General features: G+C 71.4%; 22 protein-coding genes and 1 tRNA gene. 16 read left to right on the forward strand and 7 right to left on the reverse strand.

The window, feature by feature from the left end:
• Positions 1-268: 268 nt before the first annotated feature.
• Positions 269-1,447, reverse strand: a complete 1,179-nt coding sequence (nhaA, locus tag ACTJKO_RS14960) for a Na+/H+ antiporter NhaA (RefSeq protein ID WP_440689938.1) — start codon at positions 1,445-1,447, stop codon at positions 269-271.
• Between the two features lie 122 nt (positions 1,448-1,569).
• Between nhaA and ACTJKO_RS14965 the strand changes: the two genes are divergently transcribed.
• From ACTJKO_RS14965 to ACTJKO_RS15000, 8 genes are all read left to right on the forward strand, one after another.
• Positions 1,570-2,427 carry a MazG nucleotide pyrophosphohydrolase domain-containing protein gene (locus ACTJKO_RS14965; RefSeq protein ID WP_440689939.1) on the forward strand — a complete coding sequence of 286 codons (858 nt, stop codon included), beginning with the start codon at positions 1,570-1,572 and terminating at the stop codon, positions 2,425-2,427.
• A gap of 319 nt (positions 2,428-2,746) precedes the next feature.
• The gene (gene hisS, locus ACTJKO_RS14970) at positions 2,747-3,991 is read left to right on the forward strand and encodes a histidine--tRNA ligase (protein ID WP_440689940.1); all 1,245 of its coding nucleotides are present in this window, start codon (positions 2,747-2,749) and stop codon (positions 3,989-3,991) included.
• A 97-nt stretch (positions 3,992-4,088) separates the two neighbouring features.
• Entirely contained in the window at positions 4,089-5,372 is a 1,284-nt protein-coding gene (eno, locus tag ACTJKO_RS14975; RefSeq protein WP_440689941.1) for a phosphopyruvate hydratase, read from the forward strand.
• Positions 5,373-5,676: 304 nt separating this feature from the next.
• On the forward strand, positions 5,677-6,210 hold the full coding sequence (locus tag ACTJKO_RS14980; RefSeq protein WP_440689942.1) for an FtsB family cell division protein: 534 nt from the start codon (positions 5,677-5,679) through the stop codon (positions 6,208-6,210).
• A 35-nt stretch (positions 6,211-6,245) separates the two neighbouring features.
• Positions 6,246-6,794, forward strand: a complete 549-nt coding sequence (locus ACTJKO_RS14985; protein ID WP_440689943.1) for a DUF501 domain-containing protein — start codon at positions 6,246-6,248, stop codon at positions 6,792-6,794.
• Positions 6,795-6,834: 40 nt separating this feature from the next.
• Positions 6,835-8,322 (forward strand): NAD(P)/FAD-dependent oxidoreductase, encoded by a 1,488-nt coding sequence (locus ACTJKO_RS14990; RefSeq protein WP_440689944.1) that lies wholly within the window; start codon positions 6,835-6,837, stop codon positions 8,320-8,322.
• A 74-nt stretch (positions 8,323-8,396) separates the two neighbouring features.
• Positions 8,397-8,470, forward strand: a tRNA-Leu gene (locus ACTJKO_RS14995).
• A 190-nt stretch (positions 8,471-8,660) separates the two neighbouring features.
• On the forward strand, positions 8,661-10,001 hold the full coding sequence (locus tag ACTJKO_RS15000; protein ID WP_440689945.1) for a threonine/serine exporter family protein: 1,341 nt from the start codon (positions 8,661-8,663) through the stop codon (positions 9,999-10,001).
• 63 nt (positions 10,002-10,064) lie between these two features.
• Here ACTJKO_RS15000 and ACTJKO_RS15005 read toward each other — a convergent pair whose 3' ends face one another.
• Both ACTJKO_RS15005 and ACTJKO_RS15010 read right to left on the reverse strand, forming a co-directional pair.
• A complete protein-coding gene (locus ACTJKO_RS15005) occupies positions 10,065-11,747 on the reverse strand; it encodes a class I adenylate-forming enzyme family protein (RefSeq protein WP_440689946.1) in 1,683 nt (560 codons plus the stop codon).
• An 81-nt stretch (positions 11,748-11,828) separates the two neighbouring features.
• Positions 11,829-14,174, reverse strand: coding sequence for an Ig-like domain-containing protein (locus ACTJKO_RS15010; RefSeq protein WP_440689947.1), 2,346 nt, complete (start codon positions 14,172-14,174; stop codon positions 11,829-11,831).
• A gap of 231 nt (positions 14,175-14,405) precedes the next feature.
• Between ACTJKO_RS15010 and ACTJKO_RS15015 the strand changes: the two genes are divergently transcribed.
• The gene (locus ACTJKO_RS15015) at positions 14,406-14,987 is read left to right on the forward strand and encodes a LemA family protein (RefSeq protein WP_440689948.1); all 582 of its coding nucleotides are present in this window, start codon (positions 14,406-14,408) and stop codon (positions 14,985-14,987) included.
• 22 nt (positions 14,988-15,009) lie between these two features.
• Positions 15,010-15,909 carry a M48 family metalloprotease gene (locus ACTJKO_RS15020; RefSeq protein ID WP_440689949.1) on the forward strand — a complete coding sequence of 300 codons (900 nt, stop codon included), beginning with the start codon at positions 15,010-15,012 and terminating at the stop codon, positions 15,907-15,909.
• 53 nt (positions 15,910-15,962) lie between these two features.
• Here the strand turns inward: ACTJKO_RS15020 and ACTJKO_RS15025 are convergent, their stop codons facing one another.
• Positions 15,963-17,264 (reverse strand): winged helix-turn-helix domain-containing protein, encoded by a 1,302-nt coding sequence (locus tag ACTJKO_RS15025; protein WP_440689950.1) that lies wholly within the window; start codon positions 17,262-17,264, stop codon positions 15,963-15,965.
• 93 nt (positions 17,265-17,357) lie between these two features.
• Between ACTJKO_RS15025 and ACTJKO_RS15030 the strand changes: the two genes are divergently transcribed.
• Both ACTJKO_RS15030 and ilvA read left to right on the forward strand, forming a co-directional pair.
• The gene (locus ACTJKO_RS15030) at positions 17,358-18,623 is read left to right on the forward strand and encodes an AI-2E family transporter (RefSeq protein WP_440689951.1); all 1,266 of its coding nucleotides are present in this window, start codon (positions 17,358-17,360) and stop codon (positions 18,621-18,623) included.
• Between the two features lie 46 nt (positions 18,624-18,669).
• Positions 18,670-19,914: a threonine ammonia-lyase gene (gene ilvA, locus ACTJKO_RS15035; protein WP_440689952.1), complete on the forward strand. Its 1,245-nt coding sequence runs from the start codon at positions 18,670-18,672 to the stop codon at positions 19,912-19,914.
• Positions 19,915-19,992: 78 nt separating this feature from the next.
• Here the strand turns inward: ilvA and greA are convergent, their stop codons facing one another.
• Positions 19,993-20,481, reverse strand: coding sequence for a transcription elongation factor GreA (gene greA, locus ACTJKO_RS15040; RefSeq protein WP_440689953.1), 489 nt, complete (start codon positions 20,479-20,481; stop codon positions 19,993-19,995).
• A gap of 67 nt (positions 20,482-20,548) precedes the next feature.
• Complete coding sequence (locus ACTJKO_RS15045) at positions 20,549-20,872, reverse strand: DUF4307 domain-containing protein (protein WP_440689954.1); 324 nt, start codon at positions 20,870-20,872, stop codon at positions 20,549-20,551.
• A gap of 239 nt (positions 20,873-21,111) precedes the next feature.
• Here ACTJKO_RS15045 and mca point away from each other — a divergent pair, with 239 nt between their 5' ends.
• Entirely contained in the window at positions 21,112-22,002 is an 891-nt protein-coding gene (mca, locus tag ACTJKO_RS15050; protein ID WP_440689955.1) for a mycothiol conjugate amidase Mca, read from the forward strand.
• Positions 21,999-22,307 (forward strand): hypothetical protein, encoded by a 309-nt coding sequence (locus tag ACTJKO_RS15055; RefSeq protein WP_440689956.1) that lies wholly within the window; start codon positions 21,999-22,001, stop codon positions 22,305-22,307. The genes mca and ACTJKO_RS15055 overlap by 4 nt, the downstream gene beginning before the upstream one ends.
• 86 nt (positions 22,308-22,393) lie before the next feature.
• On the opposite strand, the gene trhA is transcribed toward ACTJKO_RS15055, so the two are convergent.
• Entirely contained in the window at positions 22,394-23,149 is a 756-nt protein-coding gene (gene trhA, locus ACTJKO_RS15060; protein ID WP_440689957.1) for a PAQR family membrane homeostasis protein TrhA, read from the reverse strand.
• A gap of 87 nt (positions 23,150-23,236) precedes the next feature.
• On the opposite strand from trhA, the gene ACTJKO_RS15065 reads away from it, so the two are divergent.
• Entirely contained in the window at positions 23,237-24,022 is a 786-nt protein-coding gene (locus ACTJKO_RS15065) for an isoprenyl transferase (protein ID WP_440689958.1), read from the forward strand.
• Between the two features lie 73 nt (positions 24,023-24,095).
• Entirely contained in the window at positions 24,096-25,205 is a 1,110-nt protein-coding gene (locus tag ACTJKO_RS15070) for an aminotransferase class V-fold PLP-dependent enzyme (protein WP_440689959.1), read from the forward strand.
• Positions 25,206-25,590 lie beyond the last annotated feature (385 nt).

The following is a 25,590-nucleotide window of genomic DNA, read 5'->3' on the forward strand; positions in this document are numbered from 1 at the left end:
GTCGCACGGCTGCGCGCGCAACAGTCCGCGCGTGCAAGGAGCGAGGTCGTCGCTGTCGCGCGACGACCGCAACGTCGCTCGTCGCCGCCCGCAACAGTCCGCGCGTGCAACACCCGCGTGCGCAAGAGACGACGTTGTCGCTGTCGTACGACGACCGCAACGTCGCAGGGTGACCTGCGCAACAGTCCGCTCGTGCAAGAAGCGACACTGTCGCTGTCGTACGACAGCGACAGTTTCGAACGCCGGCCGCCGCCCGGCGCAGCCGCCGCTACTCGGTCGCTTCGACCTCGGACAGCTCGTGCCGCGCACGGTACCGGCGCGCCCGCAGGCTCACCGTCACCGCGGAGGCGAGGATCGCGATACCCGAACCGACCAGCACCGCGAGTACCCCTTCATCGAGGATCTCCTCGTTCCGGGCGAACGCCAGCTCGTTCATCAGCAGGGAGACCGTGAACCCGATGCCGCCGAGCACCCCGACGGTGACGATCGACCAGAACGACAGGGTCGAGCGGCCGGGGGCGCGGAAGATCCTCGTGGCGATCGAACCGAACAGCGTGATGCCGATCACCTTGCCGACCGGCAGCGCGAGGACGACCGCCCAGAACGTGGGGGAGAGCTCCCCGAGCCCGACCGCGGGGACAACGACCGCAGCGGAGGCGAAGGCGAACACCGGCAGCACGATGGCGTTGGACCACGGCTCGACGTTCTCGTGCAGTGTGTGCCCGGGTCGCCGCGGCAGGACGAGGCCGAGCGCCACCCCTGCGATGGTCGCGTGCACGCCGGAGTGGTACACGAGCCACCACGTCACCACGCCGACGACGACCATGGCGACGATGATCCACACCTGACCGGAACGCCCGGGACGGAGCATCCGACCCAGCAGCCAGAACAGCACGAGGAGCACAGCGGCGCCGCCCAGCGCGGCGAAGTCCGTGCCGTGGGCGAACACCACCGCGATGATGACGATCGCGATGAGGTCGTCGAGGACGGCCAACGCCAACAGGAACACACGGATCGTGGAGGGCAGACCGCGGCCGAACATCGCGAGGACCCCGAGTGCGAACGCGATGTCCGTCGCGGTGGGGATCGGCCAACCGTGGCCGTACGGGGTGCCGTCCGTCACCACGAGGTAGATGCCCGCCGGCACGAGCACACCGCCGACGGCCGCGATCGCCGGGATGACCGCGGTCTTCGGGTTGGACAGCTCTCCGGCGACGAGTTCGTGCTTGAGCTCGATGGCCACGAGCAGGAAGAACACGGCGAGCAGCCCGTCGCTGATCCAGTGCGCCACCGAGAGGTCGAGCCCGATTGCGCTCCACGGGGCGTGCACGTGCAGGACGTGTTCGAGGCCGTCGCCGAGCGGGGAGTTCGCCACCACGAGTCCGAGGACTGCCGCGGTGAGGAGTGCGATGGCGCTGAAGCGAGGGGAACGGACGAGTGCCGACATGGGTCTCCGTCGAATTCGGGATCGGGTGATGGTCCGTCGACCAGACTTCCCGACACGCCACGTCCAGTATACCGGATCGTGGTCGCTCGCACGAGGTGTCGTCAGCGTGCGAGCATGACCGCATGACCGCCGTCTCGGACCTCGTCGCCGTCGTGGAACGCCTGCTCGACCCGGACACGGGCTGCGTGTGGAACCGCGAGCAGACGCACGCCTCGCTCGCGCGGTACGCCGTGGAGGAGTCGTACGAGCTCGTCGACGCCATCGACTCCGGCGACGAGGACGACCTGCGGGAGGAGCTCGGCGACGTGCTCTACCAGGTCGTCCTGCACGCCGGGCTCGCCGCGTCGTTCGACCTCGAGGACGTGGCCGCCGGAGCCCGCGACAAGATGGTGCGCCGGCACCCGCACGTGTTCGGCGGCGAACGGGCCGACACCGTCGAGGACGTCGTGCGCGTGTGGCGTGCTGCGAAGGCGGCGGAGAAGTCCTCGCGGCGGAGCGTCTTCGACGGGGTACCGCACGCGATGCCGCCGTTGGAGCGCGCGGTGAAGCTGCTGGAGCGCCTGGAGGAACGGGGAGACCTCGCCGCGGTCGTCGCGTCCGCCACGGGCCGAGTCGCCGACGGTGGCCGGGTGGGTGACGGTGGTCCGGTCGGTGACGGTGGTCCGGTCGGTGCAGGTGCAGGTGCAGGTGCAGGTGCAGCTGCACGTGCACCTGCACGTGCAGGTGGGGTGGTGCCGGTCGACACCGAGTCCGAGTCCGAGTCGGGGACCGGGGTCGGGGCCGAGCTCGAGGTCGGGGTCCGGGTCGGGGGAGCGGGCGCCGGTCCGGTCGTCGCGGGCAGTCCGGGTGCTGTGGACGCGGCGTGGGGGAGTGCCGTGCTCGCGTCCGTCGCCGAGGCCCGGAGTGCCGGCATCGACCCCGTCGCGAGCCTTCGTGCTGCGGTTGCGCGTCTCGAGGCCGCCGGTCGCGCGAGCGAGTGATCCAGGTCAAACGGGCCCACACAGCGCCGCCCGCGTTCGTCGCGACGAGGCGACGTTCCGGGTCCGAGGACGGCTGAGGAGTGCGGGCGTCCTCCCAACCCGAAAAAAGGAGGACGCCCGCGAGCGGGCAGTCGGCACCACCAGGGATGCGGTACCGACAGGGGACCCCGCTCGAACCGCGGGGCACACTGCAGCACGTTGCCCACGCGATCGGCGGGACGGATGGATCAGGCATCCGCCCTGCCGAGGTTCTGGATTCAGAATATCAGCAGATCGGGTGGTGCGCAAGTCCGAGATCGTCGTCTGCCAGAATCGACGCATGGCATCGACCGTGACGGCACCCCGTGGCATGCGTGACTTCCTCCCGGCGGACAAGGCCCGTCGCGAGCACGTGCTCGGTGTGATCCGGGGTGTGTACGCGCAGCACGGCTTCGACGAGATCGAGACCCCGGTCGTCGAGGACGCGGCGCGACTGCACTCCGGTCTCGGCGGTGACAACGAGAAGCTCGCGTTCGCGGTCATGAAGCGCGGGCTCACGACCGAGGACCTGCAGCGTGCCGAGGCCCCGCTCGACCTGGCCGACCTCGGTCTCCGGTTCGACCTCACGGTGCCGCTCGCCCGGTTCTACGCATCACACCGGGCCGAGCTGCCGTCGGTGTTCCGTTCCGTCCAGATCGCGCCGGTGTGGCGTGCGGAACGACCGCAGAAGGGTCGCTACCGCCAGTTCGTGCAGTGCGACATCGACGTGCTCGGTGAACCCGGCCAGCTCGCCGAGATCGAACTCATCCGCGCGACGACCGCCGCACTCGACGCACTCGGGATCGCGGGCACCACGATCCGGATCAACGACCGGCGGATCCTCCTCGCACTGCTCGCATCGTGGGGCATCACCGAGCCCGACACCGCGGACCGGGCGCTCATCACGATCGACAAGCTGGACAAGATCGGTCCGGACGGGGTGGCCACCGAACTCCGCGAGACGATCGGGGCTGACCTGCCCGGGCTCGAGGACACGATCCGGGCGCTCGAGTCCGCCGACTGGTCCTCCGTCGAGGGTGCGGACTGGCTCGACCCCGAGGCCTTCGACGACCTGCTCCGCCTGCGGTCGGCACTCCCGGGCGTCGACCTGCGCTTCGACCCGACCCTCGTGCGCGGCATGGGGTACTACACGGGGACGATCTTCGAGGTGGCGCACCCGGACTTCGGGTACAGCCTCGGCGGCGGTGGCCGGTACGACGGCATGATCGGTCGTTTCCTCGGCCAGGAAGTCCCGGCGGTCGGGTTCTCGCTCGGCTTCGAGCGACTCGTGGACCTCGTCACGCTGCCGGAGTCGTCGGAGTCGGACGCCGTCGTGCTCGTCTACGACAAGGACGTGGACCCGGTCCGGCTCGCCGCGCTCAAGACCGAGGCGCTCGACGGACACCGCCGGGTGCGGCTCGAGCGACGAACGAAGAACATGAAGAACCTGCTCGCCGGGCTCGTCGAGCAGGGGTTCGACGCGTTCGCGTCCGTGAGCGCCGACACCGAGTCGCTCGACGGCGTCACGTTCCGCCCGCTCGCCTGAGTTCTCCACAGCCACACGTCACGCGCGCCTCCTGTTCACCCGGGCGTCGGTAGGATCGATGCGCAATCACCACAACCGAACGTGTAGGGAGTACCCCGTGGCCGTGATCGATGCCGTAGGAGCACGCGAAGTCCTCGATTCCCGAGGCAACCCGACGGTCGAGGTCGAGGTCCTCCTCGACGACGGCGTCGTGTCCCGCGCGCTCGTTCCCTCCGGTGCCTCCACCGGTGCGTTCGAGGCGTACGAGCTCCGCGACGGAGACGCCTCCCGCTACGGCGGCAAGGGCGTGCTCAAGGCCGTCGACGCCGTCCTCGACGAGATCGGCCCGGCACTCGAGGGCTTCGACGCGACCGACCAGCGCCTCGTCGACGCCGCGCTCATCGAGCTCGACGGCACCGAGAACAAGTCCCGCCTCGGCGCGAACGCGATCCTCGGTGCTTCGCTCGCCGTGGCGCGTGCCGCCGCCGACTCGGCCGACCTGCCGCTCTTCCGCTACCTCGGTGGCCCGAACGCGCACACGCTGCCCGTGCCGCTCATGAACGTCGTCAACGGTGGTGCCCACGCGGACACCAACGTCGACATCCAGGAGTTCTTCCTCGTGCCGTACGGCGCCGAGTCCTTCTCCGAGGCGCTCCGCTGGGGTGTCGAGACCTACCACGCGCTCAAGGGTGAGCTGAAGAAGCAGGGTCTGGCGACCGGCCTCGGCGACGAGGGCGGCTTCGCGCCGGAGCTCGCGTCGAACCGCGCGGCGCTCGACTTCCTGCTCGCCGCGATCGAGAAGGCCGGCTTCACGCCCGGCAAGGACATCGCGCTCGGGCTCGACGTGGCCTCCACCGAGTTCTTCCACGACGGCAAGTACTCGTTCGAGGGCAAGCAGCTCTCCAGCCAGGAGTTCACCGCGTACTTCGCCGACCTCGTCGCGAACTACCCGCTCGTCACCATCGAGGACCCGCTCGCCGAGGACGACTGGGAGGGCTGGACGCACCTGACCGCCGAGCTCGGGCAGAAGCTGCAGCTCGTCGGCGACGACCTCTTCGTCACGAACCCGAAGCGCCTGCAGCGGGGCATCGACGAGCAGGCCGGCAACTCGATCCTCGTGAAGGTGAACCAGATCGGGACCCTCACCGAGACGCTCGACGCGGTCTCCCTCGCGCAGCGGCACGGCATGACGGCGATCCTGTCGCACCGCTCCGGTGAGACCGAGGACACCACGATCGCGGACATCTCCGTCGCGGTCGACGGCGGCCAGATCAAGACCGGGGCCCCGGCTCGCTCGGACCGCGTCGCGAAGTACAACCAGCTGCTCCGCATCGAGGAAGAGCTCGGCGACGCGGCGGTCTACGCCGGTCGTACGGCCTTCCCGCGGGCGGCCGCGCTGTAACCAGCACACCCTCGAGACGCCGTCCTCCTCCGGGAGGGCGGCGTCTCGTCGTGTCCGGCACGGGAGGCGCGCCACCGCTCCCGACACGCCCGGCGACGGACCACGAGCGTGCGGGACACGCCGCGGGTGTGCTGCCGAATGCGCGGAAGGCGCCTGCCGGGGACGCCGAGTGTGACGGATTTCGCGCACTCGGGGAGGGAGGAGGCGGGGCCGAGCCGCGCCTCCAGGCCGACGGCCGCTGAGAGCCTGCCCAACCGCAGCGTGCCGGACCGGCCGACCCGGCCAGCCGGGTTATTGTCGGTCCGTGCCCAGCCAGAAGCCCCGCGTCCGCCGCGTCCCCGTGGCGCTGCCGGAGAACGGCACGTCCGAGCAGCCCTGGTACCGCTCGATCCGGTTCTCGGGCTTCAGCCTCCTCATGCTCGCCATCATCGTGCTGTTCGTCGTCGTGCTCGCACCGTCGCTGCGGACCCTGATCCAGCAGCAGGAGCAGATCACGCAGCAGCAGCGCGAGGTCGCGAGCCAGAAGGCCGACGTCGCGCAGAAGAAGAAGGACGTGGCGCGCTGGGACGACCCGGCGTACATCGAGGCCCAGGCCCGCGACCGCCTGCTGTACGTCTACCCGGGCGAGGAGAGCTACCTCGTGATGGGTGCCGAGAACCAGAAGTCGGGCAGCACGCCCACCACCGACTCCGGAACGCCGGTGAGCTCGAAGGTCCAGACGCCGAAGGTCGACTGGGTGCAGGCGATGCTGTCCTCGGTGCTCGAGTCCGGCCTGACCGAGAAGACCCAGCAGCAGCTCGTCGCCCCCGACGTCTCGGGCACCGGGGACACGAAGTAGGACCCGACGCGGGACTCCGGTAGGCTCACGTACCCGTGACGACCCCTCCCTTCGACCCGCCCTCCGAACGCGACGTCCAGGTCGTGTCGGCGCAGCTCGGCCGACCGGCGCGTGACGTCATCGGGATCGCGGCTCGCTGCGTCTGTGGCAACCCCACCGTCGTGTCCACGAAGCCCCGGCTGTCGAACGGTACCCCGTTCCCGACGCTGTACTACCTGTGCCACCCGGCGGCCACCGCTGCCGTGAGCACCCTCGAGGCGAACCAGGTCATGCCGGAGCTGGCTGCCCTGCTCGAGGACCCCGTCGTCGCCGAGCAGTACCGAGCGGCGCACGAGTCCTACCTGGCCGATCGCGAGTCGATCGAGCACGTCGACGAGATCGTCGGCATCAGCGCCGGTGGCATGCCCACCCGCGTGAAGTGCCTGCACGCCCTCGTCGGTCACGCTCTCGCCGCCGGACCCGGTGTCAACCCCATCGGCGACCTCGCGCTCGAGCGCGCGAGCTGGTCGCCCTCCCGGTGTGAGTGCCGGGCGTATGATGGCTGTGCAGACGCTGGAGTCGGGGCGGGTGGCGGCGAAGTCTGACTCGACTCCCGGCAACCCCCATCCAAGGAGACCATTCCCCGTGCCCAAGATCCTCGTCGTCGGCGGCGGTTACGCCGGCTTCTACACCGCCTGGAAGCTCGAGAAGCACCTTCGCCAGGGCGAAGCAGAGGTCGTGATGGTGGACCCGCTGCCGTACATGACGTACCAGCCGTTCCTCCCCGAGGTCGCCGCCGGTTCCATCGAGCCGCGTCACGCGGTCGTCGCGCACCGTCGTCACCTCAAGAAGACGCGTGTCGTCACGGCCAAGGTCACCAAGGTCGACCACGCCACGAAGACGGCGACGATCACGCCGACCGAGGGTCCCGCGTGGGAAGAGACGTACGACCAGATCGTCATGACCGCCGGGGCGGTCTCGCGCACGTTCCCGATCCCGGGCGTCGCGGACGAGGCGATCGGCCTCAAGACCATCGAAGAGGCTGCGGCCATCCGCGACAAGATCCTCACGAACTTCCACAAGGCGGCGAACCTGCCGGCCGGTCCCGAGCGTGACCGCCTGCTGACCGTCGTGGTCGTCGGCGGTGGCTTCGCCGGCATCGAGGTGTTCGCCGAGCTCCGCTCGTTCGTCACCGACCTGCTCAAGAGCTACCCGCAGCTGTCTTTCGACGACACGCATTTCCACCTGGTCGAGGCGATGGGGCGCATCATGCCCGAGGTCTCGCTCGAGACGTCGCACTGGGTGCTCAAGAACCTCGCCCAGCGCGGTGCCACCGTGCACCTCGAGACCCAGCTGGCCTCCGCGGTCGGCGGTGTCTGCGAGCTCAAGACCAACGACGGTGCGATCGAGACTATCGAGTCCGACCTCATCATCTGGACCGCCGGCGTCATGGCGAACCCGATGGTCAAGGGCACCGACTTCCCGCTCGAGCAGCGCGGCCGCATCCGCGTGCAGCCCGACCTCCGGGTCGTGGACGACAACGGCGTGGTCGCCGACGCATGGGCCTGCGGTGACGTCGCGGCGGTGCCGGACCTCACGGGTGGCGGTGTCGGTGGCTTCTGCGTGCCGAACGCCCAGCACGCGGTCCGTCAGGCGAAGCAGCTCGCGAAGAACCTCGTCGCCACGATCCGCGGCGAGGCCACGAGCGACTACAAGCACGAGAACCTCGGCGCCGTCGCGGGCCTCGGTCTCGGCATCGGCGTGTTCCAGTCCGGCAAGTTCGCCATGAAGGGCTTCCTCGCCTGGGGCGCTCACCGCGGGTACCACGGCCTGGCGATGCCGTCGTGGGAGCGCAAGTGGCGCGTGATCGGCGACTGGGTGGGCGGCTTCTTCCTGGGCCGCGACATCGCGTCGCTCGACGACCGCGAGACCCCGCGCGCCGCGTTCGAGGCGTTCGCGTCGCGTCCGAAGCCCGCTGCCGAGGCGCCCGCTGCGCCGACCGAGGCCGCCAAGCCCGCCACGGCTCCCGAAGAGGGCAAGCCGGCCGACGCTGCCGGCCCCGCGTACGCCACGCCCGCCGAGGACGTCTCCAAGGAGGCCGAGCCGGTGAAGGCCGAGGCCGACGCCAAGTAGGCAACAGCACCCTAAGAAGGCGGTCACCCCGTTCGGGGTGGCCGCCTTCGTGCATCGGTAGGCTGTTGCGGCCCGCCCCCGTGGCCCAATCGGTAGAGGCACGCGACTTAAAATCGCTGAGTTGTGGGTTCGAGTCCCACCGGGGGTACGCGAGATTTGGCGGGGGCGGCGCGAGACTCGGGCTGGCCGACAGTTCTCGCGCTCCGGAGCCCGAGGACTGTCGCCCAGCGCGAGACTCGGCCCCGCGCCGGCCGACCGCGGCCGCCCGCGGCCGCCCGCGGCAGCGCGCGGCCGCGCGCCGCCCCGCGGCCGCCTCCCGCCCAGTAACATCGACACCCGTGGTCGGACTCGGAAGCGCGCTCGCGAACCTGCGCAACGCCCTCGGCCGCCCCGAGGCCCACGTCGAGATCGTCGACGGCGAGACCGTCCCGGTCGGCATGCTCCTCGGCACGCTCGGCGCCCTGCTGCTCGACGCCGGCAGCTCAGTCACCGACGTCCGATCGGCGCTCGAGAAGGCACGCGACGCCGCCGGAGTCGGTCCGACGCTCGCCGTGGGCGTCCTGCCCGCACTCGTCATGGTCAGCGAGACCGCGACCGGCGCCGCGACGATCGTGAACACCGAGGGCGTCGAGCTCTCCTCCCGCCAGGCCGCGCGGGCCAACCGGCTCGTGCTCGGCCTCGAGAGCGGGTCGATCCGTCTCGCCGAGATCCCTGCTCGCGTCCGGGCGATCCGCGCCGGCACGGCACCGACGCCGGCACTGCCGTGGGTCCTCGGCAACGCACTCACCTCGGCGGGCCTGGCGGTGGTGTTCCGCTGCCCCTGGTGGGCGATCCTCGTGGCGCTCGCTGTCGGGGCGGTCGTCGGGTTGCTCAGCCTCGCCCTCCGCCGTTTACGCGAGGCGGTCGCCGTGATCCCGTTCCTCGCCGCCTTCGTCTCGACGACGATCGTCGGGCTGGTCGCCGCCGACACCGGGTTCGCCCACGTCCCCCTGTTCGCCGTGTGTGCGCCCGTCGCGGTCTTCGTGCCCGGCGCCCTCATCACGAACGCCCTGCTGGAGCTCACGGCGTCCGACATCGTGACCGGTTCGTCGCGGCTGATGCAGGGGCTCATCATGCTCGGCTTCATGGCGGCGGGCATCGCGGCGGGGAGCGCCCTGACCGGGTTGCACGTCGATCCGTCGTCCGCCGCGCTCGTCGGCGAGGTCGCCGGTGTCGGCACGGACCGCGGCGGCTGGGAGGCGGTGCCGCCCTACTGGGTGTCCTGGGTCGCCGTCGTGGTGCTCGCCGTCGGACTCGGCCTCGTGTTCCGCTCCGGCTGGCGGTTGACGCTCGTGTCCGTCGCGGTCATGACGGCGGCGTACGCCCTGCTCAGCGGGGTCGCGCCGCTGTGGGGGAGCGTCGTGGCCACCGGGGTCACCGCCGCGGTGCTCTTCGTGGCGACGCGCGTGCTCGAACGGCTGGTGCCGGTGATCCCCGCGACCGTGTCCTTCTTCCCCGCGTTCCTGCTGCTGGTGCCGGGCACGGTCGGGTTGGTCGCGGTCGCGACGTTCGACCCGGTCGCGCTCGCCACCCCGCTGGCGACCTTCGTCAGCCTGTGCATCGGGACGAAGATCGGCGGCCTGCTGCCCGGCCTGTTCCGGCGCAACGCGCCCGTCCAGCGGACGGACCAGCCCGTCTGATCCTGGAGGCGCGGGTCGGCGCCGCCCCGCGCCTCCAGTCCGGTGGTCACGCCCCGCCGACCGTCACGGTTCGATGAACCGACCGGCCGCCTGGTCCTCGGCTGCCGTCGCCTTCGCGAGGTAGTGCACCTTCTTGCCGGTGGCGTTGTAGGGCAGCTCCGTGACGAAGCGGTAGCGCCGCGGCCGCTTGTACCGGGCGAGACCGGGGTGCGACACCGTCCACTCCTCGAGCACCGACGCGGCTTCGGCGTCGTCCTCCGGAAGCCGTCCGGGCGCGCGCACGACGTAGGCGACGACGACCTCGCCCCACCGCTCGTCCGGGGTGCCGACGACGATCGAGTCCGCCACGCCGGGGTGCTCCTGCAACGCCGCCTCGACCTGCACCGGGTGGACGTTCTCGCCACCGGAGATGATCATGTCGTCCTTGCGGCCCACGATCGTCACGCGCTCGTGCTCGTCCCACGTGGCGAGGTCGCCTGGGTAGAACCAGCCGTTCGCAAACTTCTCGGCCTCGAGCCCGGGGTTGCGGTACGAGTAGCCGGACTTCACGGTGCGGACGGCGAACTCGCCGATCTCGGAGCCGTCCTTCGCCACGGTGTCGGTCGGGTCGGCGAGGCGGTCCCCGAACACCCGGACCACGGCGACGTCGTCGTCGGTCGACGCTCGGCCGGTCGAGCCTGCGCCGTCGGGGAAGTCCTCGGGACGGAGGAACGTGTTCCAGAACGTCTCGGTCGTCCCGTAGCCGTTGAAGATGCGCGGCGACAGGAGCTCCTGGTACCGCAGCGCTGCGGCACGGTCCAGCGGGGCGCCCATCGTGACGATGCCGTGCAGTGACGAGAGGTCGCGGGGCTTCGCCTCCTGCGCGTCGGCGAGCTGCACGAGGTTCGGCGGCGCGCCGATGAGGAAGGTCAGCTGCTCGGACTCGACGAGGTCCAGGACCCGGTCGGCGTCGAAGTGCCGGAGCGTCGTCAGCTCGGCGCCGACGTAGAACACCGGGTTCGGGCCGCCGGAGTACAGCCCCCCGCGGTGGAACAGCGGCGACATGTTCAGCGTCTTGTCGAACGGGCTGAGCGGGAAATGCATGATGACGTCGTGCGCGCTGAGCACCTCGACGAGGCTCGGGAGCGGGACCGGCTTCGGGCGACCGGTCGTGCCCGACGTGTACAGGCGGGTGGTCTCGTCGTAGGTGCTCCGCGGCTCGGTGGCGGCCAGCTCGTCGGCGGTGACGGGCTCGGCGGCCAGGAGGTCGGCGAACGGCGAGTCGGTGGCACCCGCACGCCCGGCACCGTCCCCGACGACGACCACGTGGTCGGGGCTGTGCGGCGCCGAGGCGAGGGCGGCCGTGATCTCGGCGGTGCGCGCCGTGTCGTACACGAGGACGACGGGGGCGGAGTCCTCGATGATGAACGCGACCTCGTCGGGGGCGAGGCGGAAGTTGGTGGGCGAGAACACCGCGCCGATGCGGTGGGACGCCAGGTAGAGGATCGCGAACTCCGGGGAGTTGAAGAGCTCGGCCATGACCACCGAGCCCCGGCCCACGCCGTGTCGAACGAGCCAGCCGGCGACACGGTCGACGTCGGCGCCGAGCTGCGCGTAGGTCCAGGAGCGGTCGGAGTCCGGGTCGCGGAGGGCCGGTCGGCCGGCGAAGCGGTGGGTGTTCCGAGCGAAGCCGTTCGCGTACGTGTAGCTGCACTCGAAGACCTCGCGGAACCGGGTCGGGTCGTAGTCGGATCGGGTTTCGGTCATCGTCGCTCCCTGAAAGCGGTGGGGGTGCCTGGTGCACCGCTCGCCAGCGTATCCGGCGGCCGGGGCCGTCGGGAGGGATCGTCAGGGACCCTCGACGCGGACCCTGCCGAGCCAGAGCCGTGCGACCACCGCGGCTGCACCGCAGCCCGCTGCGACGACCGCCAGGGCGACGGGGGAGACGTGCGTGCCGTCGGTGCCGGAGTACACCGCTGCTGCCAGGGCGACGGCCACTGCGGCGATCGCGACGTACCGGCCGCGGGACTCCGCGAGCAACGAGTGCCCGGCCGATCCCACGAACGGGAGCAGCGTGACCACCACCGCGCCGAGGCCGCCCACGCAGAGGGTGATCGCGAACTCCGACGAGAACGACCCCCAGAACCCCGTGGTCGGCGTCGTCGAGTGCAGTACCCACCCGGCCGCAGCCACGACGAGCAGGGCGACCGAGCGCCAGGTCGCGCTGCGGGCGCCGTTCGCGATCGTCGAGCCGAGGCGGAGCGCTCCGGTGTCGAGGTCCGGCCGGCCCACGGGCACGAGCACGGCACCGACGACGACGGCGGGGGAGAGGTCGAACGAGCGGGTGGTGCCACACGCCACGAGCGCCGCGAGCACCAGCCACGGTGACACCCGGAAGCCGATCGTCCCCCGGTCGCCGCCCGCTGCCCACCGGCTGGCGAGGACCACCGTCGTCGTGGTGACCGCCGCACCGAGCAGCACCGCGACGGCCAACCGCACGTAGCGAGCCTCGAGCGAGACGCCCACGCCGAGGATCGTGCACAACCCGACGAACAGGAACGCCATGGTGATCGACGCCCAGGTCGGCAGGACGTCCCCGCGTCGGCGCTCCTCGCCCGGGCGGTTGCGGCCGAGGAGCCGTGCGAACGGCGAGCGGACCGGGCCACGGAACGGTCTGGCCGCGCCGGCTCCGTCCGCTCGGGCCGCGGCGACCAGGGCGAGCGGACCGACGACGAGGACGAGGAAGCCGGCGGCGACGGCGGTGGCGATGAGGACCGTGCGCCACGAGAAGGCGGCCTGGATGGTCGGGACGGTGTGGTCGTAGGCGGTCGGCGCGGTCCAGTCACCGGCGGGACCGGACCAGTCGAGGCCGTCCCCGTGCGCGCCGCGGCCGACGCCCGCGGCGGATCCCGGCCCGGCGCCGCCGTCGTGACCGGGAGCGCCGCTGCCCGGAGCCGTCGTGTCGCCGGTGCGGTCCGGTCCGGCTCCGTTCGCGTGGCCGCCGGCGTGGCCGCTCCCGCCGCTCCCGCCGTTCCCGTTGCTCCCGTCGCTCGGGCTGCTCCCACCGCTTCCCGACGGGACGCCCGACGGCTGGCCCGTGGAGCCGGTCGGGGCGGTCGACGAGGCACGTGGGACGTCGATCCTGACGACGGGTGAGGTTCGTGACGAGTTGCCGGCCTGGTCCTGTTGGAGGGCCGTGAGCTCGTGGGCTCCCGGTCGGAGGGTCGACCCCGACGTCGAGCAGGACCACCGGCCGGACGCCGCCACGTGGGCTCGGCACACCGGCGCACGGTCGACGTACACCGTCAGGACGGCGTCGGCCGCACCGGTGCCGGACACGGTCAGCGGCTGCGCTCGGACGCTGCTGCCGTCCTGCGGCGTCGTGATCCGGGGAGCTGACGGAGCCGCCCGGTCGAGCGTGATCGTCACCGGCGACGACGCCGCGCTGCGCAGGTCGGACCGGTAGCCGCCGGCGGTGCTCGCGGTCTGGGTGGCGGTCACGGTGATGCGCGTGCCGGTGGCGGGCGTGGAGCCGCCGAACGACACCGTCCAGCGGCCGTCGCTGCCCACCAACGTCGTCCGGTCCGTCGTCGACCCGGACGCCGAGAGCGTGATCGTCGAACCGGCGCGCCCGGTGCCGGACACCGGGCCGTTCGACGGTCGTGAGGTCGTGACCACCGGCGGGACGATGACGTCCGACGCCGGGGTGCTCGCCGCACCGAGTTCCGGCGCTGACCGGTCCTGCACCGTGAACACCTGTTGCGGGCCGGAGCGGACCGTTGCCATGCACGACCACGAGCCGTCGCCCTGGACCGTCGCCGAGCACCCCGCTCGGCCAGTGGCCGCCGGCCCCGTCACCTGCAGGACGTGTCCCGCGGCACCGGTGCCGCTGAACCGCACCGTGCTGCTCGTGATGTCGCCGGGGTCGGCGATCGTGAGGCGGGCGGGCCGGGCGGGGCTGCTCGTCGGCGGCCCCGGGACCGGCGTGAGCTGTCGGAGAGGATCGGGCGTCGAGGTCGGCTGCGGCTCGGCCCCGGGGTCCGTCGCGACGGCCACGGCCGGCAGCGCCGCTCCCCACAGCAGTGCGGCCACCAGTGCCGCGGCGATCGAGACCAGCACCGTCGTCCGGGTTCGCCGGACGGGGCCGTCGCCCCCGACGGCCCGCTCGTCCACGTTCTCCCCGCGCGTGTTCATCCGCCTCCATCCCACGCGATCGCGCCCCTGTGGTCAATACGTCGAACGGATGACGGTGTTCGACGGCACGACACGCCGACCAGGCCGAACGCCGGGTGAACGCGACTCGGGAATCGGCCGTGAACCAGTGCCACGGACGGGAGCAGCCGTGCACGGTCGATACAATCGATCCCGGCTGCCCAGGCGGCCCCGAACCACCGCGGATCCCGACGCGCAAAGGAGTACGCCCTCATGGACACCGGACTCATCACGACGCTGATCGTCGTCGGAGTGGTGGTGGTCCTCCTCGTGATCATCGGGATCTACCTCTGGGTCACCTACAACTCGCTCGTCACGCTGAAGGTCCGCGTCGACGAGGCGTGGAGTGACATCTCCGTCCAGCTCAAGCGCCGGGCAGACCTCATCCCGACCATCGTCGAGACCGTCAAGGGCTACGCCACACACGAGAAGTCCGTCTTCGACGACGTGACGAAGGCCCGCGCCGAGACGCTCAGCGCGGGTGACGCCTCCACGGCCTCCGCTGCCGAGGGGCACATGCAGAAGGCGTTGAAGAGCGTGTTCGCAGTCGCCGAGGGGTACCCGCAGCTCCAGTCGAGCCAGAACTTCCTCCAGCTGCAGTCCGAGCTCGTCGACACCGAGGACAAGATCCAGTCGGCCCGTCGCTTCTACAACGGGGGCGTCCGCGAGCTCAACACGAAGATCCGCGTCTTCCCGAACTCCTCGTTCGCGAAGAGCCGCGGCTTCACCGAGGCGCCGTTCTTCGAGACCGCCGAACCCGCGGCGATCGCGGAACCGCCGCGCGTCCAGTTCTGATCCACGCGGCGTCGGCTCCGACGTGTACAGCGCGATCGCGCGGAACAAGCGCAACACGGTCCTCATCGTCCTCGTCTTCCTGCTGATCATCGGCGCGCTCGGCTTCCTCGCCGGCTACCTCGCCGGGAACGTGTCGATCGGGTTCATCGTGCTCGTCGTCGCCCTCGGCTACGCGGTCCTGCAGTACTTCCTCGCCGCCCGGCAGGCGACCGCGATCGCGGGCGGCGTCGAGATCGACCGGACGTCCGAACCCCGGCTCTGGCGAACGGTCGAGAACCTCGCGATCACCACCGGCATGCCGATGCCGAGGGTGTTCGTGATCGACGACCCGTCGCCGAACGCGTTCGCGACCGGCCGAGACCCGGACCACGCCATCGTCGCGGCCACCACCGGTCTGCTCGCCCTGATGGACGACCAGGAACTCCAGGGCGTCATGGCGCACGAGCTCGGGCACGTCCGCAACTACGACATCCGCGTCTCGACGATGGTGTTCGGGCTCGTCGTCGCGGTCGGGCTCATCGCGGACGTGCTCCTGCGGATCTCGATCTTCAGCGGCCTCGCCGGCGGCCGCAACCGCAACAACGACAACGGCGGCAACAACCCGATCCTGCTCATCGCGGGCATCGTGGCCGTCATCGTCGCACCCATCGCGGCGGCAGGGGTGCAGGCGGCGGTCTCCCGGCAGCGCGAGTACCTGGCCGATGCGACCGGCGCGATGACGACCCGGCACCCGGAGGGGCTGGCACGTGCCCTCGAGAAGCTCGGGGCGTACGGTCGCCCGATGCGCACGCAGAACTCGTCGATGGCGCACCTGTGGATCGCGGACCCGATGCGGCCGGGCGTGATGGACCGGCTGTTCTCGACGCACCCGCCGCTCGCGGACCGCATCGCAGGGTTGCGCGGCAGCATCGACCGGTTCTGACGGTCGTCCGGCGCGCCAGGGCGAGCCGCGGACCCGCCCGATCGGCGGTGACGTCAGCCGGCCGTCTCCAGTGTCTCGACCGTGTCGACCGTGTCGACCGTGTCGGCCGCGTCCGCGGTCACGGCATCCGCGTCGTCCGCGGCGACGTGCGGCACCAGCGGGACCCCGAGCGCTGCGGCCACGGCTGCGGCGGCCGTCCCCCGGTCGGTGACCTCCACCGCGTCGAGCCCCTGCCACGCGGCAGTTCGACGGAGGGTCTCGGCGAGGCGGTCCGCGTCGAGCCGTTCGCCGGGCTCCTGCCACGCCGTGCGGAGCCGGAGGACACCGCGCTGCCGGTCGCTCTTCAGGTCGATCCGCCCGACGAGCCGGTCGTCCTGCAGCACCGGTAGCACGTAGTACCCGTACACGCGCTTGGGGGCGGGCGTGTAGATCTCGATCCGGTAGTGGAAGCCGTACATCCGCTCGGCTCGTCGCCGGAACCAGACCACCGGGTCGAAGGGGCTCAGCAGCGCGTCCGCCGTCATCCGCCGGGGGACCCGGGCGTCCGCGTGCATCCACGCACGCTCGCCCCAGCCCTCGACCTGGACGGGCACGAGCTCCCCGGCGGCGACGAGCTCGGCGATCGCCCGCGCCGTGTCGTCCGAGCGCAACCGGAAGTAGTCGGCGATGTCGGCGCGGGTGCCGACCCCGAGAGCACGGCTGGACCGGCGGACGAGTTCCGTGATCGCCACCGGCCGGGACGGTGCCGTCTCGAGCGTGCCGGCCGGGAGCACCTGGTCCGGCAGGGCGTAGACCCGCTCGAACCCGGAGCGCCCCGCGCTGACCACGTCACCCCAGCGGAACATCTGCTCGAGCCCGAGCTTGACGTCGCTCCAGCCCCACCACGGCCCGCGGCGGACGTTCGACTCGTGCTCGACCGCGCTCGCCGGCATGGGCCCCTCGGCGCGGAGGAGTGCCCGGAGTTCGCGCCGGACGCCCTCGGTCCGGGTGACGCCGTCGACACGCGTCGGCCACGAGTCGCGGTCCCGCAGGGCGTCCATGCGCCACCGGAACAGCGGCAGGTCGGACCGCTCGATGAAGGCTGCCTCGTGCGCCCAGTACTCCGCGTAGGGTCCGCGCTTCGACAACGTCGAGCGATCGAGCGTCGAGCGGTCGTACGCGCCGAGCCGGGCGAACAGCGGGAGGTAGTGGCTGCGCTCGAAGACGTTGACCGAGTCGATCTGCAGCAGTCCGAGCCGCGCGAACCCGGCGTGCAGCGCCCGCGTGGACACGACGTCGGACGGGGGCTGCCCGAAGCCCTGCGCGGCCAACGCGACGCGACGGGCCTCGGCGGCGGAGAGCGTGGTCCTGACCATGCCGTCGACGCTACCGACCCCCGCCGACACCGCCGTACCCCGACGTATGCCGTATCTGGTACCTGTCAGGACGCACATCGATACACTCGCGGCATGGCATGGGGCAGAAAGCAGACGCAGACGCATCCGGATCCCGTGGTCGAGGAGTCGGTCCCCACCGGGATGCGGATCGCGGGGGCGTGGTCGTGGCGGATCCTCGTCGTCGTCGGGGTCGTCGCGGTCTTCATCTGGCTCATGACCGTGTTCAGCGAGATCCTCATCCCCTTCCTCATCGGGATCGTGATCTCGGCGCTGCTCGTCCCGATCTCGAACTGGATGCAGCGGCACCACGTGCCGAAGTGGCTGGCCGTCGTGATCAGCCTGCTCGGCGGTCTCGCCGCCCTGGGCGGGCTCATCTGGCTCGTGGTCGACCAGATCGTCGCGTCCTACCCGTCGCTGCGGGACCGCACCATCGACCAGTACGCGAACATCAAGGACTTCGTCCTCAACTCCGGCTTCGGCATCACGCAGCGTGACGTGAACACGTGGCTCGACGACGGCACGAAGTGGCTGCAGGACAACTCGGGCTCGATCCTGTCCGGCGTGGCCAGTGCCGGCTCGGGGGCGACCCACGTGTTCGAGGCGCTCTTCATCATCCTGTTCACGACGATCTTCCTGCTCATCGACGGCAAGAACGTCTGGCGCTGGACCGTCCGGCTCTTCCCGAAGAAGGCGCGTGCGACGGTCGACGGCGCCGGTGTCGCCGGCTGGATCACCCTGACGAGCTTCATCCGCGTGCAGATCTTCGTCGCGTTCGTCGACGCCGTCGGCATCGGCCTCGGCGCCTGGATCGTCGGGCTCTTCTTCGGCGGCATGCCCCTCGTCATCCCGATCGCGGCGTTCGTCTTCCTCGGCGCCTTCATCCCCGTCGTGGGTGCGATCGTCACCGGCTTCCTCGCCGTGTTCGTCGCCCTCATCTTCAACGGTCCCGTCGCGGCGATCCTCGTGCTCGGTGTGGTCCTGCTCGTGCAGCAGATCGAGGGGCACATCCTCCAGCCGCTCGTCATGGGCAACGCCGTCAAGGTCCACCCGCTCGCGGTGGTGCTCGGCGTGACCGCGGCGTCGGGGCTCGCGGGCATCGCCGGTGCGTTCTTCGCCGTCCCGCTCATCGCCACGCTCAACGCCATGGTGACCACGATCGCGAGCGGTCGGTGGCGCGGACTCGACTCGGAGCACGTGCTCGAGGCGACGCCGAAGCACGGGCAGCACGGGCAACTGCAGCTCCTCCGGCGTCGTCGGCACCAGATCGGCGACGACGTCCCGGCACCCGGCTCGAAGCAGGGGCCGGACGCGGTGGAGGGTACCGCCAGCACCAACTGAGCGTCACGGGTTCGTCAGGAGCGGCCGGACCCGCGATGATGGGACCGTGACCGACACCACTGCGCAGCTGATCCCCACGCTCGACGACATCGAGAAGGCGCGCACCACGATCGCCGGGGTCGCGCGGGTCACGCCGATGGAGACGTCGCAGTTCCTCGCGGAGGTGCTCGGATCGCCGGTGCACCTCAAGTGCGAGAACCTGCAGCGGACCGGCGCCTACAAGGTGCGCGGCGCCTACAACCGGCTCTCCACCCTCACCCCGGAGCAGCGCGTCGCGGGCGTGGTCGCGGCGAGCGCGGGCAACCACGCCCAGGGGGTGGCCCTCGCCGCGCGCGAACTCGGGATCCCGGCGACGATCTTCACCCCGGTCGGTGTCGCCCTGCCGAAGCTGCAGGCCACGCGCCACTACGGCGCCGAGGTCGTGCTCCGCGGGCACTCCGTGGAAGAAGCGCTCAGCGCCGCGAAGGACTTCGCAGCGCGGACCGGTGCCGTCTTCATCCCGCCGTTCGACCACCCGGCCGTCATCGCCGGACAGGGGACGCTCGGGCTCGAGATCCTCGACCAGGTGCCCGACGTCGACACCGTCGTCGTGCCGATCGGTGGCGGGGGTGTCATCTCCGGCATCGCCCTCGCCGTGAAGGGCACGGCCGAACGGCTCGGCCGACCGATCCGCGTGATCGGCGTGCAGGCCGAGAACGCCGCCGCCTACCCCAGCTCGCTCGAGGCCGGCGAACCCGTGACGGTCGCGACGAAGCCCACCATCGCGGACGGCATCGCGGTCGCCCGCCCGGGGGACCTCAACTTCCCGATCATCCGGGACCTCGTCGACGACATCGTCACGGTGTCCGACGACGACGTCGCACGCGCGCTGCTCGTGCTCCTCGAACGCGCCAAGCTGGTCGTCGAGCCCGCGGGCGCCGTCGGTGTGGCGGCGATCATGTCGGGAGCCGTCCGTGACACCGGCCGCACGGTGGTGCTGCTGAGCGGCGGGAACATCGACCCGCTGATGATGGAGCGCGTCATCACCCGCGGTCTGGTCGCCGCATCGCGCTACATCGGGATCCGGATCATGCTGCCGGACCGCCCCGGCCAGCTCGCACGCGTGTCACAGGTCATCTCGGACGCCGGCGCGAACGTCGTCGAGGTGCTGCACACGCGTCACGGCCAGGGACTCGTGATCAACGAGGTCGCGCTCGACCTGTCGATCGAGGCGCGCGGCCCCGAACACGCGCAGGAGGTCATCCACCGCCTCCGTGAGGTCGGGTTCCGTCCGGAACTGCTCGAGCACTGAACCAGGGCCGAGACCGACTGGAGGCGCGGTGNCACCGCGCCTCCAGTCCGTCAGGACGTCGCGCCGAAGGGCGCGCGTCTACGGCTCGTAGCGCTCGACGTTCGTCACCTTGACGGCGATCTCCTTGCCGTTCGGCGCCGTGTAGGTGGTCTCGTCGCCGGGGCGCAGCCCGACGATCGCGGCGCCCACCGGGCTGACCGGGCTGTAGACGGTGAGGTCGGAGCCCTCGCCGACGATCTCGCGGTTGCCGACGAGGAAGGTCGACTCGTCGCCGGCGATGACCGCGGTGACGACGGTGCCGGGCTCGACGGTGCCGTCGAAGTCCGCTGCGCCGACGGTGGCGTTCTTGAGGAGTTCGGTCAGCTGCCGGATGCGGGCCTCGATCTTGCCCTGCTCGTCCTTGGCGGCGTGGTACCCGCCGTTCTCCTTGAGGTCGCCCTCTTCACGAGCGGCCTCGATGCGGTTCGCGATCTCCTGGCGACCTTCACCGGACAGCGTCTCGAGCTCGGCCTTGAGGCGGTCGTGGGCCTCCTGGGTCAGCCACGTGACCTGGGTGTCGTTGCTCATGGTGATTCCCTTCAGCAAAGAACAAGACCGGCCGGAGTGGCCGGTCTTGTCCGCGAATCACCGCAGTCTAGGGAACCCAGCAGTCGTGGATCAAGCCGGTGACGCCACGGGACACGGTGTTCACGGAGGTCGTGATGCTCCGGGTGCGCTGGTCGGAGGCCGGCACCCGGATCTGCTTCCACCCGACGATCGTGTACGACTTGTCGAGCACCTGGACGGCGCACTCCGCGACCGTCCCGGGGTCGACGGAGATCTGCGTGTGCACGACCGTCCGGTGCTCGGACACGACCTGGTACCCGACGTCGTCGGTGTCCAGCCCGTGGCTCGTCTGCCCCGGACCGGCCCAGATCACCCAGACGGCGAACACGACGGCGACGGCGACGGCGGCCACGATGCCGATCAGCCGCGTCCGGCGCGCTCGGCCGGGGGTACGGCCGTAGCGGTCGTCCAGCGTCGCGGTGGTGCTGGCGGACGGCTGAGGTGCCGGTTGGTGCTGCGGTTCGGACAGTTCGGGGCTCCCGGGGTGATTATCCTGATCCCAGGGTAGTTCACGCCTCGCTGTGCGCCGCCCGCGAGCACGGCCACACCGTGCAGGTCCCACCACCGCTCACGACCAGTGAGGAATCCCACGTGCCGTACCGTCTGATGGCCGTCCACGCCCACCCCGACGACGAGTCGAGCAAGGGAGCGGCCACCGCGGCGAAGTACGCGGCCGAGGGCAACGAGGTCCTGGTCGTCTCGTGCACCGGTGGCGAGGCCGGGGACATCCTCAACGAGCACCTCGGTGAGCCGGCGACGAGCCGTGCCCACCGGGACATGGCCGGGTTCCGCCGCACCGAGATGGCCGCCGCGCAGGCAGCGCTCGGCATCGACCACGTGTGGCTCGGCTACCACGACTCCGGGCTGCCGGACGCCGAGAAGGGCGAGACCGTGCGCCCCGGCACCTTCTCCACGGTGCCGCTCGAGTACTCGACCGAGGCGCTCGTGCGCGTGGTCCGACGGTTCCGGCCGCACGTACTCGTCACGTACGACGAGAACGGCGGGTACCCGCACCCCGACCACATCCGCACGCACGAGGTCTCCGTCGCCGCCTACCGGGACGCCGCTGACCCGTCGAAGTACCCGGACGCCGGGCCCGCCTGGTCGATCTCGAAGCTCTACTACGAGCGCACCATGAACCCGCGGCGCTTCCGGGCGTTCTACGACGCACTCCGCGAGCGCGATCCCGACAGCCCCCTCGTGGAGCAGCTCCGCGAATGGGTCGAACGGTTCGCCGACCGCCCGGACCTCGCGACGAGCCACGTCGACGTGCACGAGTACTTCGACGCCCGCGACGCCGCACTGCGCGCGCACGCCAGCCAGGTGCCGCCGGACAGCCCCTTCTTCTACTGGCCGAACGACCTCCTCGCGACGGTGTGGCCGACCGAGGACTACCAGCTCGTCGAGGCCCGCGTGCCGACGTCGGTGCCGGAGTCCGACCTCTTCGCGGGGATCCCGGCAGACGAGGACACCACTGCGTGAGCACCACCTGGGCGGCACTCGCCGCCACCCCCAGCCCGAGCCCGACCTCGACCGTCCCCGACGTCGACGTGACGCCCGGCGTCGCCGGCTTCATCGCGATCGCCGTGGTCGCGGTGGTGACGATCCTCCTGGTCATCGACATGACCCGACGCATCCGGCGGACGCGCTACCGGTCGGAGATCCGGGAGCGGCTCGAGGCCGAGTCCGCCGAGCGCACGACCGGCGGTGTCGCCACGGACGAACCGGAGCGGCGTGCCGCCGAGGACGGCCGGGAGGACGTCGGCGACGACACCGAGCGCGGCTGACGCTGCGCGAGGACCGGCGACCGGGCGGGGGACGGGAGGCGCGGTGCGGGGCCGACCCGCGCCTCCAGGCCGTCAACGGGTCGCGTTCACCGCACCGGGTGGAGCGCCACGATGAGCACACCAACCCACTGGGCGGCGAACGCCACGACGGTGAGTGCGTGGAACACCTCGTGGAAGCCGAACACGGTCGGTGCGGGGTCGGGCCGCTTGAAGCCGTAGACGAGGGCCCCGAGGACGTACGCCAGGCCGCCGGAGAGGACGAGCACCGTCATCGGGACGCTCGCAGCGAAGAACTGGGGCAGCAGCCCCAGCGCGGCGCACCCGAGCACGAGGTAGATCGGCACGTAGAGCCAGCGCGGGGCGCCGATCCAGAGCACCCGGAACGCGATGCCGAGCGCCGCACCGGACCACATGACCCAGAGCACGACGACCATGAGGGTGTGCGGCAGGGCGCAGATCGCCACGGGCGTGTACGTCCCCGCGATGAGCAGCAGGATGTTCGTGTGGTCGATGCGCTTCAGCACCGCCTTGACCGTCGGCCCCCAGGGGAAGCGGTGGTACGTCGCCGAGACGCCGAACAACGCCAGCGACGTCGCCATGAACACCGCGCTGCCGACCTTCGCGGCGGGTGAACCGGCGAGGCTGATGAGCACGATGCCCATCGCGACGGCGAACGGGAACGCTCCGAGGTGGATCCAGCCGCGCCAGGCCGGCCGGAGCTCGGGTGCACGAGCGGCGGCGGTGCTCGGCTCTGCGGTCGGCCGCGTGGTCGGCTGCGTGCTCGCCGCTTCGTCCGTGAAGGGGACGTGGGGGAGCGCCCCGGTGTCGTGCTCGGCCTGCATGGTCCGACCGTAGGGGGCGATGCCGAACGTCCGCCGAACACCCCGTGACCGGGCTGCTTCGGAGGCAGGGTGCACTATGTTCGTTCCGTGACCGGCAGGGCGGGATGGGCAGGACGAGGGATCCTCTACCGCGCCTACCAGAGCCGCATCCGCCGGCAGATCGACGGCTCGGCGATGCCGAAGCACGTCGCCATGATCGTGGACGGCAACCGGCGGTGGGCGAAGCAGCTCGGGCTCGAGTCGGCTGCGCACGGCCACCGCGCCGGGGCCGCCAAGATCCCGGAGTTCCTCACCTGGTGCGACGACCTCGGGATCGAGGTCGTGACGCTGTACCTGCTGTCGTCCGACAACCTCACGGGGCGCGGCGGCGACGAGCTCGCGCAGCTCGTCGACATCATCGCCGACCTCGCGGGCACCCTGGCGGACCACCGCGACTGGCGCGTCCAGCACGTCGGGTCGAACGAGGGACTCCCCGCGGCGCTCGTGTCCGCCCTCTCCGAGGCGGAGCGTCGGACGGCCGACCGGACCGGGCTGCACATCAACCTCGCCGTCGGGTACGGCGGTCGCCGTGAGATCGCCGACGCCATGCGGAGCATCGTGCGGGCCCACGGGGAGGGCGGCGGGACGCTCGACACGCTCGCGGAGGTCCTCACGCCCGAGCTCATCGGCGACCACCTCTACACGCAGGGACAGCCGGACCCGGACCTCGTGATCCGAACCTCCGGCGAGCAGCGGCTGTCGGACTTCATGCTGTGGCAGAGCGCGCACTCCGAGTTCTACTTCGTGGAGGCGTTCTACCCCGACCTGCGCGAGGTCGACTTCCTCCGCGCGGTGCGGGACTTCGGACTGCGGTCCCGTCGCTTCGGCGGGTGACGCACTGCGCGTCCGCCCGGTCGCGTGCTTCCAGTAGACTCACAGGGTTTTCGTCCCACGGAAGGTTGTCCCTGTGAACATCGACGAGTACGCCGCCGGCTTCGCCGAGGAGCCCGGCTACCTCGACCACGCCGCGTTCGGTCCCGTGCAGACCGCGGTCCTCGAGGAGCAGCGCGTGCTCGGGACCATCCAGGAGCACATGCGCTTCGGGGCCATGGAGACGCTCGACGAGCAGGACGCCCGGGTGCGCACCGTCGCCGCACGGCTGGTCGGGCGACGCGAGGACCAGGTCGTGTCCCAGACGGCCACCACGCCGGGCCTGCTGCACACCGCGTTCGGCCTGACCGGCGGCGTGCTCGTCTCCGCGGACGAGTACCCGTCCCTGCCGCTCGCCCTCGCCAGCGCCGCGTCGGCCACCGGCGGTCGCGTGCAGCCGGTCGTCGTCGAGTCCGGCGCGGGCTGGATGACGCCGACCCTCATCGAGTCACGGCTCACCGACGAGGTGACCGCGGTCGCCGTGTCGCTCGTCGACTGGCAGACCGGTTACCTCGCCGACCTCGCCGCCATCCGGGACGTCATCGGCGACCGCCTCCTCATCGTCGACGCCATCCAGGGCTTCGGCGTCGTGGACGCTCCGTACGAGGTCGCCGACGTCGTCGCCACCGGCGGGCAGAAGTGGCTGCACGCGGGATGGGGCACCGGCTTCACGGCTTTCAGCGACCGCGCCCTGAACCGCCTGCGCCCGGCGCTGTCCGGGTCCGCCGGCACGTCCGGTTGGCCGACCGAGGTACCCGCCGTCCGGCCCGGGGCTGCCGGCTTCCAGATGTCGCGGGTCGATCCCGTGTCCCAGGCCCGGCTCGCCGTGTCGCTCGACCGACTGACCGCCGTCGGGGTCGCCGCCGTGCAGGACCGCGTGGCCGACCGGGTGGAGCGGGTGTTCGACATCGCGGACGAGTTCGGGCTGTCCGTCGAGTCCAGCCGGGACCCGCGTGAGCGCGCCGGCATCGTGGTGCTCCGGCCGCCGCAGGGCCGGTTGACGGCGCTCTCGGCGGCGCTGCACAACCACGGCGTCTCCGTGACGACGCGGCTCGGCGTCGCTCGGGTGTCCGTGTTCGCGTCCACGACGGACGAGACGCTCGACATGTTCCGGGACGCCTGCCTGTCGTACGCCACGATGCAGTAGCGCGCGGCGCGGCCGCGCGCGGGCGGCGCGGCGGCTGGCGCGAGTCTCGCGCTGGCCGACACTTCTCGCGCTCCGCGGGGCGTGAAGTGTCGCTGGCCGCGAGACTCGGCCCGACCGAACTGGCGGACTGGAGGCGCGCCTCCCGTCCGGGCGGCTCGCGAGTTTCGTGCTGGGCGACAGTTCACGCGGTCGGTGGCGCGTGAAGTGTCGCTGGCCGCGAAATTCGGCCCGACCGGACTGGCGGACTGGAGGCGCGCCTCCTGGCCAGCGCCTGGCGCGAGTTTCGTGCTGGGCGACAGTTCACGCGGTCGGTAGCGCGTGAACTGTCGCTGAGCGCGAGACTCGGCCGCCGCGGCGCGCCGCGCCGCGCCGCGCCGCGCCGCGC

Source organism: Curtobacterium sp. 22159 (assembly GCF_052045775.1).
Lineage (GTDB): Bacteria > Actinomycetota > Actinomycetes > Actinomycetales > Microbacteriaceae > Curtobacterium.